This is a genomic window from Sandarakinorhabdus glacialis (assembly GCF_014643455.1).
In the GTDB taxonomy this organism is placed as follows: domain Bacteria; phylum Pseudomonadota; class Alphaproteobacteria; order Sphingomonadales; family Sphingomonadaceae; genus Sandarakinorhabdus; species Sandarakinorhabdus glacialis.
This window is the reverse complement of record NZ_BMJM01000002.1, coordinates 178,833-192,203: the sequence shown is the minus strand read 5'-3', so window position 1 is coordinate 192,203 and position 13,371 is coordinate 178,833. Positions and strand designations below refer to the sequence as shown.

The window sequence follows — 13,371 nt, the reverse complement described above, 5'->3', positions numbered from 1 at the left end:
ATATGGACACCGACGCCAGCATCCGCGCCCTCGCCATCCGCTTCTTCGACGCCATCGAGGCGGGCGATATCGCCGTGATGGAAGCCAGCTTCACCTCCGACGCGGCGATCTGGCACAACACCGACGAAAAGATCGTCACCCCAGCCCAGACCGCCCAGTCCCTCACCGGCATGGTCGCGCGCATCAAAGACCGCGTCTATGCCCACCGTCGCTTGCAGACCTTTCCCGGCGGCTTCGTCCAGCAGCACGTCCTCGAGGGCAAGCGTGTCCACGACGACGCCGCGGTCCGCCTTCCCTGCGCCATCATCTGCCAGGTCTCGGGCGGCAAGATCACTCGCCTCGACGAATATTTCGATTCCGCCCACGTCACCGAATTCCGCAAATTCGCCGCCGTCTGAAAAGGATCTCCCATGCCCGTCCTGCGCCAAGTGCCCCGCGCCGAAGTCACCAACGACACCGTCCTCGCCTATTACAACCGCCTGTTCGGGGACCGCGATCCCGTCGCACAGCCCGGCACCGCAACCGGCACCCCCGGCGACTGGTGGACCGTCTTCGCGCTCGCCCCCGACATCTTCAAGCACGCCGTCGACGGTTTCGCTGTCTATCGCCATCCCGATCGCAAGATCGACCCGGTCCTGCGCGAACTCGGCCAGACCCGCGCCGGCTGGGTAAAGGGCAGCCAGTTCGTCTTCTCGCAGCACTGCAAGTCACTCCGCGGCCTCGGGGTCAGCAAGGAAAAGATCGCCGCCGTCCCGCACTGGACCGTCGCGGACTGCTACAACGACACCGAACGCGCCGTCCTCGCCTATGCCGATTGCCTGTCGCAAGCCGGCGGCCGCGTCCCCACGGCGGTCTTCGACAAGCTCAAGACCTTCTGGACCGACGAGGAAATCTTCGAATTCACCTACATCACCTGCCTTTACGACATGCACGCCGTCATCACCCGCGCCCTGCGCATGGAATTCGATGACCGCGCCGACCCCATCACCGAAGTCGCGGCCCCCGAAGGCTTCGTCGCCGCCGACTTCCTCAGCGCCCCCAAACCCAAGCAGTAAAGCGTCAAGCAAATTGACAATCGTTGCCGCCAGGCATATTTTCGAACTGTCATCCCGGGCTTGACCCGGGACCCAGTTTCTTCAGCGCCAGCATGCGCAATTAAGACAGGAGAACCCCAGTGTCGAACAACAAGGAATTCCAGTTCTGCGGCGTCAACCACCTGGCGCTGGTCTGCAAAGACATGGCCAAGACCGTCGAATTCTACCGCGACGTCCTCGGCATGCCGCTGGTGAAAACCCTCGATCTCCCCGGTGGCCGCGGCCAGCATTTCTTCTTCGACATGGGCAACGGCGACAGCCTTGCCTTCTTCTGGTTCCCCCAAGCGCCCGAGGCCGCACCCGGCATCTCCGCCCCCGCATTCCTGCCTACCAAGGGCAGTTTCATGTCGGCGCACGGCTCGATGAATCACATCGCCCTCAACGTCCCCGCCGACAAGTTCGACGAATATTATGATCGCCTCGTCGCCAAGGGCATCGAAGTCACCCAGATTCTCAACCACGACAATTCGCCGACCCAGTCCTCCGACCACATGCACGACGGCGTCTTCGTCCGCTCGGTGTATTTCTTCGATCCCGACGGCGTCTGCCTCGAATTCGCCGCCTGGACCAAGGTCTTCGACGCCAGCGACATCGCCCACGACCCGGTCATGGCCGATGGCAACAAGAAACTCGGCCTCGTCGTCCGCCAGACCCTCGCCGAAAACGACGCCAGCCTGGTCGATACGATGGTTCCCGCCGAATAAAGCTGGATAAACTTAGGATACTAACTATCCTTTTCGCCAGCAACGAGAAGGCCCGCCATGTTCGACCATCAAATCCTGCCGACGACGATCGTCGGCAGCTACCCCCAACCTGACTGGCTCATCGACCGCGAGCGATTGAAGGCCAGCCTGCCACCCCGGGTCCGCGCCGCCGAGCTCTGGCGCATTCCCGAACCCTGGCTCGCCGACGCGCAGGAAGCCGCCACGCTGATGGCGATCCGCGACCAGGAGGACCTCGGCATCGACATCGTCGGCGACGGCGAAATGCGCCGCGAAAGCTACTCCAACCGCCTCGCCACCGCACTCTCGGGCATCGACCGCGACCGCGACGGCACCGCGATGGACCGCACCGGAAAAGCCAATCCGGCGCCGCTGGTCTCCAGCCCGATCCGCCGCACCGGCCCGATCGAGGTCCAGGACGCCGCCTTCCTCAAGCGCCACACCGTCCGCCCGGTAAAACTCACCCTCCCCGGCCCCTTCACCATGACCCAGCAAGCCGACAACGGTTTCTACCCGACCCCCCGCGCCCTCGCGATGGACTATGCCGACGCCGTAAACGCCGAAATCCGCGACCTGTTCGCCGCCGGCATCGACGTCGTCCAGCTCGACGAACCCTATCTCCAGGCCCGCGCCGACGCCGCACAGGATTATGCCATCGAGGCGATCAACCGCGCCCTCGACGGCGTCAACGGCACCACCGCGCTCCACATCTGCTTCGGATACGCACTGGTCCACGGCAACCAGGCCACAAAGCCCGACGCCTACGCCTTCCTGGCCGAGCTCGAAGCCTCGAACATCGACATCATCTCTATCGAGGCTGCCCAGCCCAACCTCGACCCGGTCATCCTCGAAAAACTGCCGACCAAAACCATCATGTACGGCGTCCTCGATCTGTCGACCCCCATCGTCGAAACCCCCGAAATCGTCGCCGACCGCATCCGCCGCGCGCTACGCCACATCGACCCCCACCGCCTCTGGATCGCCCCCGACTGCGGCATGAAATACCACAACCGCCCCCACGCCCAGGCCAAGCTAAAAGCCATGATAGACGGCGCCGCGATCGTAAGAGCCGAACTAGCCTGACCACCGGGCGTCTTCTCTAAATCGTTACCCCGGCGAAGGCCGGGGCCCATCTCCCAATCCCTCCGAAAACACCCTCTACGCGGCCAAAAACCCCTCGACCGCCCCAGCAACCACCCCCACCTCCTCAACCATCGTCAAATGCCCAGCCCCCGGCACCACAACCAACCGCGACCCGGCAATCCCGCCCAGCAATTCCCCCTGCTGCTCCCGAGAAACAATCCCATCCCCATCCCCCCACAAAACCAGCGTCTTCACCCCAATCCCGCCAAGCGACCCCCGGCTATCCACCCGCCCCATGATCGCTCGCTGTTGCCGCAAAAACACCTCGGCCCCAGTCTCCGCCGCCATATCCCGCGCCAGCCCAAGCAACCGAGCATCCCCCCGCTTCCCCACCGGAAACAGGATCGGAATCCTCTCTTCGACCACGTCCTTAAACCGCCCCGCCTCGACCAGGTCGATATACCCCTGCCGCCGCGCCGTCTGCGCCGGACCATCAGCGTTCGCCAAAGTCGACATCAGCACCAGCTTGCCCACCCGCTCCGGCGCCCGCCGCATCACCTCAAACGCGACAAACCCGCCCATCGCATGCGCCACCAGGTCGAACCGCGCCGGCGCCCCCGCCAGCAACCGCTCCGCCATCCCGCCGATGCTATCGTCGCTAGCATGATCCGCCAGCACCACCTCGCGCGCCGCCATAACCCCCAGCATCGGCGCCCAAATAGCATTGGTCAGCAACTGACCCGTAATCAGCACAACCGGATTCATCTCAAACCACCCGATGCAAAAGCGCGTCGCCAGCTCCAAGCCGCCGACAATTCTCGAATGCCACCACCAAACTCTGCCGCAGCGTCTCCGGCGTCAGCCAGGCAATATGCGGGCTGAGCACAACATTCGGCAGCACCAGCAACGGATTGTCCAACCCCAAAGGCTCCGCAGCAAACACATCCAGCCCCGCCCCCCGCAACCGGCCCGACCGCAACGCCGTCACCAGCGCGCCCTCATCCACCAGCTCACCCCGCGCCGTATTCACCAGCACCGCCCCCGCCTTCATCGCCCCAGGATCGATCATCCCCCGCGTCTCCTCCGTCAGCGGCGCATGCAGCGAAACAACATCCGCCTCCGCCAGCAACCGCTCCAACGATACATATTCAAACGGCACATCCCGCGCCCCGCGCGCCGTATAAATCACCCGCGCCCCCAACGCCTGCAGCACCCCCGCCAACCGCTGCGCCGAATTCCCGAACCCCACCAGCCCGACAGTCCGCCCGGCAATCTCCCCAACGCTGTCATGCTCGGCGGGATCAACCGTCCACCCTTCCCCGCCCCGCACCTGCGCATCGGAAAAACACGTCCGCCGCAACACCGCAAACATCAGCGAAAGCGCCATCTCTGCCACCGCCTGGCTATTCGTCCCCGGCATATTGCAAACCGCCACTCCGGCCTCCCGCGCCGCCGCCAAAGCAATCGTATTGACCCCAACCCCCAACTTCTGGATCAGCCGCAACCGCGGCGCTCTCCCGATATGCGCCCCCGTCACCGGCGTCAGCACATGCAGCAACACGGTCATCTCCGGCAGCACGTCATCCAGCGACGCCGCCTCGTCGACATGCACCACGACCCCCGCCCCGAACACTCGATCGACCTCAGCGCGAAACCCCGGCGAAGGCCGCGCCTCCAGGACGATCACAATCCCGCCGCCACCGCGGCCGCAAAGCACGACGCCCCGGCAAACACCGCCTCGCCGCCCATCGCCTCCTCGATCCGCAGCACCTCGTTCCACTTCGCCATCCGCTCGGACCGCGTAAAGCTCCCCACCTTCAACTGCCCCGCATCCCACCCAACGGCCAAATGCGCGATCGTGACATCCTCGCTCTCCCCCGACCGCGCCGACACGATCGTCCCCCAACCCAGCGTCGCCGCCGCATCGAGCGCCGCTTTCGCCTCGGTCACCGTCCCGACCTGGTTGACCTTGATCAACGCCGCATTGCACGCCCCCGCCGCGGCCGCCGCCGCAACCCGCGCCGCATTTGTCACCAGCACATCGTCGCCAATAATCTGCACCCGCCCCCCTATCGCCGCCGTCACCGCCGCCATCGTCGCAAAATCGTCCTGCCCCGCCGGATCCTCGATCGACAAAATCGGATAACGGTTCGCCCAGCCGATCACCCGCTCGGCCATCTCCGCCCCCGACAGCCGCAACTCATCGAGCGCCAGCTCATACCCTGAAGCATCCCCCAGCTCGTTCGCCGCAACATCGAGCGAGATCCACACATCCTCCGCCGGCCGATGCCCGCTCGTCTCGATCGCCTGGGTCAGCACATCGAGCGCATCTTCATTCGACACGAAATCGGGCCACCAGCCGCCCTCATCGGCAACCCCCGACAATGGCCCGCGCGCCTCCATCAACCGCCCCGCCGTCCGATAGACATCCGACGTAATCTCCAGTGCCCGCCGAAACGACCCCGCCTTGGGGCACATCACCATGAAATCCTGGATATCGGTCCGCCTGCCCGCATGCGCCCCGCCACCGAAAATCTGGATCTCGGGCAAGGGCACCCGCACCTTCCGCCCGCCGGTCAAGTACCGCCACAACGGCTCTCCCACATCCGCCGCCGCCGCATGCAACACCGCCATCGACACCGCCACCACCGCATTAGCTCCCAACCGCGACTTGTCCGCCGTCCCATCGAGCGCCACCAAAGCCCGATCGATCGCCGCCTGGTCGCCAATGTCGCGCCCTACCAACGCCGGCGCGATCTCCGCCGCTACGCCAGCCACCGCCCGCGAAACCCCAAATCCCCCGAACAGCGCCCCGTCATCACGCAGATCGACCGCTTCATGCGCCCCCCGCGACGCCCCCGCCGGCGCAATCGCCCGCCCGACAGCGCCACTAGCCAAGGTCACCTCGGCCTCAACCGTCGGCCGCCCCCGCGAATCCCACAATTGCCGAGCCACGACCGCCGCAATAACACTCATGCCTCAGCTCTCCAGTCCGCAACCATTCCACCCAACGATCGCGGCGCATTGATCAAATCCCGCGCGCGGAACCGCACAACCTCGCGATCCCCTGCCTCGGTCAAATACGGCGCCGGCGACTTGCCATCGACCCGCGCCAGCAGGATCGCTGCCGTCAACGCCCCCGCCCGCTCCATCAACCCCGACACTGGCTCCCAGCCAACCTTGGCCGCATACGCCGCAACCAGCGCTCCCGCCGCCGCCCGATATCGGTCATCGCGCTTCCACACCGCCTTCAACAACAAATGCGCCGTACAAAACGCCAAGTCGAAGGCCGGATCGCCAAAGACCGCACATTCCGCATCAAGAAACACCGGCCCCTCCGCCGTCACGAGGATGTTCTTCGGGCTAACGTCCCCATGCACCAGCGCAATCCGCGCCCCCGCCAGCCGATCGGCAATCGCCCCCAGCGCCTCGGCCACCCCGGCATCGCGCTCCGCCACATACCGCAGGAAAGGCGCAATCCGCAGCGCCTCGAACATCGCTCCGGTCTGGAACGCCGCCGCATCCGCCACATTCCCCGCCGTCGCGGCATGGATCCGCACCAACTCACGCCCGACTGCCGCCGCAAATTCAACATTGACCCGCCCTGCAACCAGCTCGTCCTTCCAGACCGGCGCATCCTCGACGAACGCCATCGCAAAACTGTGCAATTCCGGCAGTTCAACCAGCACCTCGGGCACCAGCCGCGCCTCGATCCCCCGCGCCCGCCGCAACCACCGCACCTCGCTCGCCACCCGGTCCACGGGCGCAAACCAGTCCGCCGCCACCCGCAATTTCGGCAACGCCCGCTTCACCACAATCATCCGCGAGCCTGTCTCGACCCGCCACACATCGCACGAAACCCCGCCCGCCAGCGCCGTCACCACCGGTGCCTCGCCGACCAGCCCCGCCGCCCGCAACCCGCCAAGGATCGCCGCATCGATCACAGTTTCTCGCGAATCCAGCTCGTCACCAGATCCGCCGCATTCTCGCGATTGATCGCCAAATCCTCGAAATAATGCGCCCCGGCAATCAGCTCGATCCGCTTGTCGACCGACCCGATGAACTCGAAGATCGCCCGCGCATCGCTCGGAAAGACCCCGGTATCGCCCATCCCCTGCACCACCAGTGCCGGCGTATCGAACTTCGCCAGATGCGGCGCCCCCCGGCACGGCGACGTCTCCAAACTCCACATATTCAGCCACGTCTTGATCGTATTCACCCGCCCGATCGACGGCGTCCGGTTGGCAATCCGCGGATCACCCCGATAACATTGCCCCGGCGCCCGGTCCGACGGATCAATCACCGGGTCGATGCAGCGAATATCCCCCCAGCATCGGAACATCGGAAACAGCCGGTCCGGAATCCCCGCTGCATTCAACCGCTGCAACTCCACCTTCGCCCAATCGGTAATCCGCTGGTTCCGGGCCCGCTGCGCCGCGCGATACGTCGCCTGAAATTCCGCCGAATAAGGCGGGCCATTATCGGGATTGAACGGATCGAGCGCCGGATCGGTCGCCACCGGATCAGTCTCGTCGGTAACGCTGGCATCCATCCAGTCGGTCAAAACCTCGGGCCGCCCCTGGTGCGCATTGAACGACACATACAAATCGCCCTTGCGCAGCGCCCCCAGCGCATCCTGTGCAGCAGCTGGCAAGCGGTCGGTCAGCGTCGGCGCAATCGCCTCGGCTTGGTACGCCCCCATCAAAGACCCGCCCCCCGAATTGCCGAGAATGACGATCGCCTCGACCCCCGCCTCCGCGCGCAGCCAGTCCATCCCGACCCCGATGTCGATCACCGCATGCTCGAGCAGGAACTGGTCCTCGAACCCCCGATACCGCGTGTTCCAGCCCAAGAACCCGATCCCGCGCCGGGCAAAATAAGGCGCCAGGTAATGCTCCGAAAAATCGACGTTATAATGCGTCGCGATCACCGCGATCTTCGGCCGCGTGCCGCTTTTCGTCCAATAAATGCCTTGGCAAGGATGCCCGCCAGCCTGGATCCGCGGCGCCGTCGGCGAAACTCGCCCGATAAACTGCGCATCCAGTCCGTCTATCGAATTCCCGTCCATACATCCCCCAAAGGCATATTCTTAGTATTCGAACCTTTATACCTCCCGCGCGCTTTCGATCAAGTCACGCGCCACTTCAAACGGCAGCTCATACCCTTGCAAACTCGCCCGGATCGCCCGCTTGTCGATCTTCCCCGTCGGCCCGAGCGGTATCACTTCGACGAACAGCACATCATCCGGCATCCACCACCCGGCAATCCGCCCTTTCAAATACCCCAGCACGTCACCCGCCACCGCACTTGCCCCCGGCTCGAGCTGGCACAGCAAAATCGGCCGCTCGTCCCATCTCGGATGCGCCACTCCGACCACCGCCGCAATCGCCACCGCCGGATGCCCCATCGCCGCATTCTCGATCTCGATCGAGCTGATCCACTCACCGCCCGACTTGATGACGTCCTTGGCGCGGTCGGTAACCTGCATGTAACCCTGCCCGTCGATCGTCGAAACGTCACCGGTATCGAAATAGCCCTCGTCGTCGAGCACATCACCGCCATCGCCGCCGAAATATCCCGACGCGATCGTCGGCCCCTTGATCATCAGCCGCCCCGGCGTCTTACCGTCATGCGGCAACCGCGCGCCGGCATCGTCGACCAGCTTCATCTGCAAGCCACAGATCAGCCGGCCCTGCTTCAGCTTGTACGCCACCTGGACATCGTCCGAAGCCGCCGCGATCTCGGCATTCGGCACCGAAATCGTCGCCAGCGGCGATGTCTCGGTCATCCCCCAGCCCTGGATGACATCGATCCCATAATCGTCGCAAAACGCCCGCACGATCGATTCCGGGCACGCCGACCCGCCGATCGTCACCCGTTGCAATGTCGAAAACCGCCCGCCGATTTCGCGCACATGCTGAAGCAACATCTGCCACACCGTCGGCACCGCGGCGGAGTAGGTTACCCCCTCGCTCTCGATCAGGTCATAGATCGATTTTCCATCCATCCGCTGCCCCGGCAGCACCAGCTTTGCCCCCACCGCCGGCGCCGAATAAACGACTCCCCACGCATTGGCATGGTACATCGGCACCACCAGCAGCACCGTGTCGCGCGCCGACAATGCCAGCGCATCGGCCTGCAACGTCATCATCGAATGCAGCGTGTTCGACCGGTGCGAATACAGCACCCCCTTGGGATTGCCCGTCGTCCCCGACGTATAGCAAAGCCCGCAAGCCGACCGCTCGTCGAACCCGCCCCAGGCATATTCCGCCGGCTGCCCGGCGATCCAGTCGTCGAACGCCGTCGCCGCATATTCGGTCGTCGGCATGCCCGCCGCATCGCAGAAAAAGATCACCCGCTCGATCGACGGCACCTGCGCCAGCAGCTCCGCAACGATCCCCGCCGCCGCCGGATCAGCCAGCAAGATCCGATCGCCCGCATGCCGTGCGATATAGACGATCTGCTCCAGAAACAGCCGCGGGTTGAGCGTGTGCAGCACCGCGCCCATGCCGGCCGTCCCGTACCAGGCCGCCATATGCCGAGCGCTGTTCCACCCAAGCGTCGCCACCCGCTCACCCATCCCGATCCCCGCCGCCGCCAGCGCCCCCGAAACCTGCTTGGCGACACCGCGCATCGCCACATAATCGGTTCGCGTCACCAGCCCCTCGGCATCGCGCGACACGATTTCACGCGACCCATGCCATTCGGCGGCATGGTCGATAATCTTGTCGACCGTCAGCGCCGCGTCCTGCATCAACCCAAGCATATCCGGCCCTTTCGGCATTCATTCTTGAAAAAGGATAGTATTCTAAGCTAAAAGTCCACGCAACGGGGCCGTCCGCAAGCCCCCGCTTCCCAGCGACACGCGCTTGGCCTAGCACTTTGGCAATAGCGCAGCAGGAACACCACCGCTTCATGCAAACCCACCAGCTCATCATTGCGCTTTTCCAGCGCTTCTGCTGGCTGGACGAGGGACTGCAAGCGCGCCTCCACAATGCCGGCTGGCCCGATGTCAGCCGCGCGCAATCGATGGTGATGACCAACATCGTCACCGGCGTCGCCCGCCCCTCCGATATCGCCCGCAACCTCGGCTTTTCGCGCCAGGCCATCCACACCACCATCGGCCAGATGACCCAGCTTGGCATGGTAATGCTTACCGACGACCCCGACGACCGCCGCCACAAGATCGTCTCGCTCACCCCCGCCGGCGAACAGATGCGCCACGATGCCCAGGTCGCCATGGATGCCCTCGGCGCCCAGGTCGCCGGCCGCCTCGGCCGCCGCCGCTTCGACGCCCTGCTCGCAACTCTCGAAGCCGACTGGGGCGAAAACATAGAACCGCCAGTTCCCGAATCCACTACATCGCGCTGAAGTTCACCCTGTCATCCCGGGCTCGACCCGGGACCCAGTTTCTTCTTTGAGGACAAAACGCCCCCCTAAGCCTGCACATCCGAAAGCACCGAAAGCGTCCGCGTCTCGTCGGCCAAATTCTCGACCACCCGCCGCAGCATTGCCTGCAGCGTCGCCACCTCGGCATCGGTCATCCCACGCGTCGCGATCTCGTGGATCTCGGCGTTCATCGGCGCCAGCACCAGTTCAAGCCGTTTCGCGTGCGGCGTCAGATAGATATACGTCTTGCGCTTGTCGGTGTCGGTCTTCTCGCGGCGGATGAATCCTGCCGCCTCCAGGCTCTTCAACGCCACCACCGTCGTCGGCTCGCGCATCCCGACCCGCTCGCTCAATTCGCGCTGGGTGATCCCGTCCTGCCGCCACAATTGCCGCAAAAACCGCCACTGCCCCGCCGACACGTCATGGGTCAGCGTGCCGCGCTCGAGCAACCGCGAAAACGACCGGAACACCACCCGCGCCAGATAGCCGATGCTGTTCTCGGGATCGGTGTAATATTCGGCCGGATGTCTGAACCGTTGTGCCATGCCCACCCCCAAGCCAGCGGAGGTACAATCCGCAAAGGATAGATAGCTTAGGATGTTCACCACCGAACGGCAATCACTTGCCGCCGCTCACGTCCTTAGAATACTATCCTTTCCGAAAGGACGCCCATTTGATCGAGATCATCGCCGACCGCCTCGCCGCCGCGCGCCGCACCGCCGTGCCAATCCCGCCCATACGCAGCGAAATCGCGACCCTTGCCGACGCCTACGCCGTCCAGCGCCTCAACGCCGACCGCCGCCGCGCCGCCGGCACCCCCAGCGCCGGCCGCAAGATCGGCCTGACCTCGGCGGCCGTCCAACGCCAGCTCGGCGTCACCGCCCCCGACAGCGGATGGCTCTGGACCGACACCCGTTTCGCCAACGGCGCCGAAGTCCCCACCACCAACCTCATCGCTCCCCGCGTCGAGGCCGAAATCGCCTTCATCCTCGCCCGCGACATCACCGACCCCGACGCCCCGCTCGAACCCGCCATCGCCGCGGTCGTCCCCGCCATCGAGATCGTTGACAGCGCCATCGCCGACTGGAACATCGTCCTCATCGACACCGTCGCCGACAACGCCTCGGCCTGGGGCTTCGTCATCGGAGGGCCTCATCTTCGCCTCGCCGACCTCGACCTGCCCAACCTGAAAATGACCCTCGCCCGCAACGGCCACATCGGATCCACCGGCCTCGGCAGCGCGACAATGGGCAACCCCCTCACCGCCCTCGCCTGGCTCGCCCGCCACGCCATCGACAGCGGCGAGCCTCTCCGCGCCGGCGAAATCATCCTCGCCGGCGCCCTCGGCCCCGTCCTCCCCGCCGCTCCCGGCGACCATTTCGAGGCCCGCATCGAAGGCTTCGCACCGCTCTCGCTCCACTTCACCTGACCACCCTGCCGCGGTCGCCCCTGCCGCGATATTATGGCAAGACTGCGAAATGCCCCATGACACGCCCCTGATTGCCATGATCGCCGCCGGCATCGGGCTTGCCTTCCTGCTCGGCCTTGTTGCCCACCGCTTCCGCCTGTCGCCGCTTGTCGGCTACCTCGTCGCGGGCATCGCCGTCGGCCCGTTCACGCCCGGCTTCGTCGCCGACCAGTCGATCGCCAACCCGCTCGCCGAGATCGGCGTCATCCTGCTCATGTTCGGCGTTGGCCTGCATTTCTCATTGAAAGACCTGCTCTCGGTCCGCGCCATCGCCATCCCCGGCGCCATCGTCCAGATGGTCAGCGCGACGCTGATGGGCATGGGTCTCGCCTGGTTGTTCGGCTGGCCGTGGCCGGCGGGGCTGGTCTTCGGCCTCGCATTGTCCGTAGCCAGCACCGTGGTCCTCCTGCGCAGCCTCCAGGACCGCCGCATCACCGAAACCGAGCGCGGCCGCATCGCCGTCGGCTGGCTCATCGTCGAGGACCTCGCCATGGTCCTCGCCCTCGTCCTCCTCCCCGTCCTCGCCCAGGCGCTCGATCCGCAAGCTGCCGGCACCACCAGCCCCTGGTCGGTCCTCGCCCTCACCTTTGCCAAGGTCGCCGGCTTCGTCGCCTTCATGCTCGTCGTCGGCAAGCGCCTCATCCCCTGGGTGCTCCACTATGTCGCCCACACCGGCTCGCGCGAGCTCTTCCGCCTCGCCGTCCTCGCCATCGCCCTCGGTGTAGCCTTCGGCGCCGCAACGCTGTTCGGCGTCTCCTTCGCGCTCGGCGCCTTCTTCGCCGGCATGATCCTCGCCGAGTCCCCGCTCAGCCAGCGCGCCGCCGAGGAAACCCTGCCGCTCCGCGATGCCTTTGCCGTGCTGTTCTTCGTCTCGGTCGGCATGCTCTTCAACCCGGCCGTCATCACCGAGCAGCCGCTGCAACTGCTAGGCACCATCACCGTCATCATCATCGGCAAGTCGATCGCCGCCTATGTCATCATCCGGGCGTTCGGCCACACCGACAAGACCGCCCTAACCGTCTCCGCCAGCCTCGCCCAGATCGGCGAGTTCTCGTTCATCCTCGCAGCGCTCGGCGTCGGCCTCGGCCTGCTTCCGCCCGAAGGCCGCGACCTCATCCTCGCCGGTAGCATCTTCTCGATCATTCTCAATCCCGCCGTCTTCGCGCTACTCACTCCGCTCATCGCCGCTCCGGCCGTCACCATCCCGCAAGGCAAGGCCGAAACCCCCGACATCGATCTCGTGCCGACGCGCAAATCGGGCCATTCCATCGTCATCGGCCATGGCCGCGTCGGCCGAGCCCTCGTCGCCGGGCTGACCGCCGCCGGCGAGCAAATCCTCGTCATCGACGAATCCCCCGACCGCATCCGCGAAGTCCTTGCGCTGGGTCACGAAGGCCTGGTCGGAAACGCCTCGTCGGCTGCCATGCTCACCGCCGCCGGCATCACCGCCGCGCGCCACCTGTTCGTCGCCATTCCGGGCAGCTTCGAAGCCGGCCAGGTCGTGCAACAGGCTCGCGCCGCAAACCCCGAGATCGACATCGTCGCCCGCGGCATGCTCGATCACGCCCTGCAACCCGGCCAAGGCTAAGTTCTTCGAGCAGACTGGCCGCAGTCG

The 13,371-nt window shown here is 65.4% G+C and carries 14 protein-coding genes; 7 read left to right on the top strand and 7 right to left on the bottom strand.

Features of this window, described 5'->3' with window-relative positions; translation table 11 throughout:
• Window positions 1–2 precede the first annotated feature (2 nt).
• The 4 genes from IEW98_RS03825 to IEW98_RS03810 all read left to right on the top strand — a co-directional run bounded on the left by IEW98_RS03825 (window position 3) and on the right by IEW98_RS03810 (window position 2,899).
• Entirely contained in the window at window positions 3–398 is a 396-nt protein-coding gene (locus tag IEW98_RS03825; RefSeq protein ID WP_188761606.1) for a nuclear transport factor 2 family protein, read from the top strand.
• Between the two features lie 12 nt (window positions 399–410).
• Window positions 411–1,055, top strand: a complete 645-nt coding sequence (locus IEW98_RS03820) for a carboxymuconolactone decarboxylase family protein (protein WP_188761605.1) — start codon at window positions 411–413, stop codon at window positions 1,053–1,055.
• Window positions 1,056–1,174: 119 nt separating this feature from the next.
• Entirely contained in the window at window positions 1,175–1,798 is a 624-nt protein-coding gene (locus IEW98_RS03815) for a VOC family protein (protein WP_188761604.1), read from the top strand.
• A gap of 57 nt (window positions 1,799–1,855) precedes the next feature.
• Complete coding sequence (locus tag IEW98_RS03810) at window positions 1,856–2,899, top strand: 5-methyltetrahydropteroyltriglutamate--homocysteine methyltransferase (protein WP_188761603.1); 1,044 nt, start codon at window positions 1,856–1,858, stop codon at window positions 2,897–2,899.
• 75 nt (window positions 2,900–2,974) lie between these two features.
• On the opposite strand, the gene IEW98_RS03805 is transcribed toward IEW98_RS03810, so the two are convergent.
• Genes IEW98_RS03805 through IEW98_RS03780 form a run of 6 tightly spaced genes read right to left on the bottom strand, consistent with a single transcriptional unit; the run spans window position 2,975 to window position 9,665 of the window.
• Entirely contained in the window at window positions 2,975–3,607 is a 633-nt protein-coding gene (locus IEW98_RS03805) for an alpha/beta fold hydrolase (RefSeq protein WP_188761602.1), read from the bottom strand.
• A 58-nt stretch (window positions 3,608–3,665) separates the two neighbouring features.
• A complete protein-coding gene (locus IEW98_RS03800; RefSeq protein WP_188761601.1) occupies window positions 3,666–4,586 on the bottom strand; it encodes a 2-hydroxyacid dehydrogenase in 921 nt (306 codons plus the stop codon).
• The gene (gene eno, locus IEW98_RS03795) at window positions 4,583–5,875 is read right to left on the bottom strand and encodes a phosphopyruvate hydratase (RefSeq protein ID WP_188761600.1); all 1,293 of its coding nucleotides are present in this window, start codon (window positions 5,873–5,875) and stop codon (window positions 4,583–4,585) included. The genes IEW98_RS03800 and eno overlap by 4 nt, the downstream gene beginning before the upstream one ends.
• Window positions 5,872–6,843, bottom strand: coding sequence for a phosphotransferase family protein (locus tag IEW98_RS03790; RefSeq protein WP_188761599.1), 972 nt, complete (start codon window positions 6,841–6,843; stop codon window positions 5,872–5,874). Before IEW98_RS03790 ends, eno begins: the two co-directional genes overlap by 4 nt.
• Window positions 6,840–7,967 (bottom strand): alpha/beta hydrolase, encoded by a 1,128-nt coding sequence (locus IEW98_RS03785; protein WP_188761598.1) that lies wholly within the window; start codon window positions 7,965–7,967, stop codon window positions 6,840–6,842. Before IEW98_RS03785 ends, IEW98_RS03790 begins: the two co-directional genes overlap by 4 nt.
• Window positions 7,968–8,003: 36 nt before the next feature.
• Complete coding sequence (locus tag IEW98_RS03780) at window positions 8,004–9,665, bottom strand: long-chain-fatty-acid--CoA ligase (RefSeq protein ID WP_188761597.1); 1,662 nt, start codon at window positions 9,663–9,665, stop codon at window positions 8,004–8,006.
• Between the two features lie 149 nt (window positions 9,666–9,814).
• Here IEW98_RS03780 and IEW98_RS03775 point away from each other — a divergent pair, with 149 nt between their 5' ends.
• Window positions 9,815–10,270, top strand: coding sequence for a MarR family winged helix-turn-helix transcriptional regulator (locus IEW98_RS03775; protein WP_188761596.1), 456 nt, complete (start codon window positions 9,815–9,817; stop codon window positions 10,268–10,270).
• Window positions 10,271–10,335: 65 nt separating this feature from the next.
• Here IEW98_RS03775 and IEW98_RS03770 read toward each other — a convergent pair whose 3' ends face one another.
• Complete coding sequence (locus IEW98_RS03770) at window positions 10,336–10,833, bottom strand: MarR family winged helix-turn-helix transcriptional regulator (RefSeq protein ID WP_188761595.1); 498 nt, start codon at window positions 10,831–10,833, stop codon at window positions 10,336–10,338.
• 128 nt (window positions 10,834–10,961) lie between these two features.
• Between IEW98_RS03770 and IEW98_RS03765 the strand changes: the two genes are divergently transcribed.
• Window positions 10,962–11,717, top strand: coding sequence for a 2-keto-4-pentenoate hydratase (locus IEW98_RS03765; RefSeq protein ID WP_188761594.1), 756 nt, complete (start codon window positions 10,962–10,964; stop codon window positions 11,715–11,717).
• A gap of 49 nt (window positions 11,718–11,766) precedes the next feature.
• The gene (locus tag IEW98_RS03760; protein ID WP_188761593.1) at window positions 11,767–13,344 is read left to right on the top strand and encodes a cation:proton antiporter domain-containing protein; all 1,578 of its coding nucleotides are present in this window, start codon (window positions 11,767–11,769) and stop codon (window positions 13,342–13,344) included.
• Window positions 13,345–13,371 lie beyond the last annotated feature (27 nt).

Excerpts from the sequence above, each read along its gene's own strand:
- IEW98_RS03770 (WP_188761595.1), bottom strand. The coding sequence starts at position 10,833 with ATGGCACAACGGTTCAGACATCCGGCCGAATATTACACCGATCCCGAG.
- IEW98_RS03780 (WP_188761597.1), bottom strand. The coding sequence starts at position 9,665 with ATGCTTGGGTTGATGCAGGACGCGGCGCTGACGGTCGACAAGATTATC.
- IEW98_RS03775 (WP_188761596.1), top strand. The coding sequence starts at position 9,815 with ATGCAAACCCACCAGCTCATCATTGCGCTTTTCCAGCGCTTCTGCTGG.
- IEW98_RS03805 (WP_188761602.1), bottom strand. The coding sequence starts at position 3,607 with ATGCTGGGGGTTATGGCGGCGCGCGAGGTGGTGCTGGCGGATCATGCT.
- IEW98_RS03820 (WP_188761605.1), top strand. The coding sequence starts at position 411 with ATGCCCGTCCTGCGCCAAGTGCCCCGCGCCGAAGTCACCAACGACACC.
- IEW98_RS03760 (WP_188761593.1), top strand. The coding sequence starts at position 11,767 with ATGCCCCATGACACGCCCCTGATTGCCATGATCGCCGCCGGCATCGGG.
- IEW98_RS03785 (WP_188761598.1), bottom strand. The coding sequence starts at position 7,967 with ATGGACGGGAATTCGATAGACGGACTGGATGCGCAGTTTATCGGGCGA.
- eno (WP_188761600.1), bottom strand. The coding sequence starts at position 5,875 with ATGAGTGTTATTGCGGCGGTCGTGGCTCGGCAATTGTGGGATTCGCGG.
- IEW98_RS03810 (WP_188761603.1), top strand. The coding sequence starts at position 1,856 with ATGTTCGACCATCAAATCCTGCCGACGACGATCGTCGGCAGCTACCCC.
- IEW98_RS03825 (WP_188761606.1), top strand. The coding sequence starts at position 3 with ATGGACACCGACGCCAGCATCCGCGCCCTCGCCATCCGCTTCTTCGAC.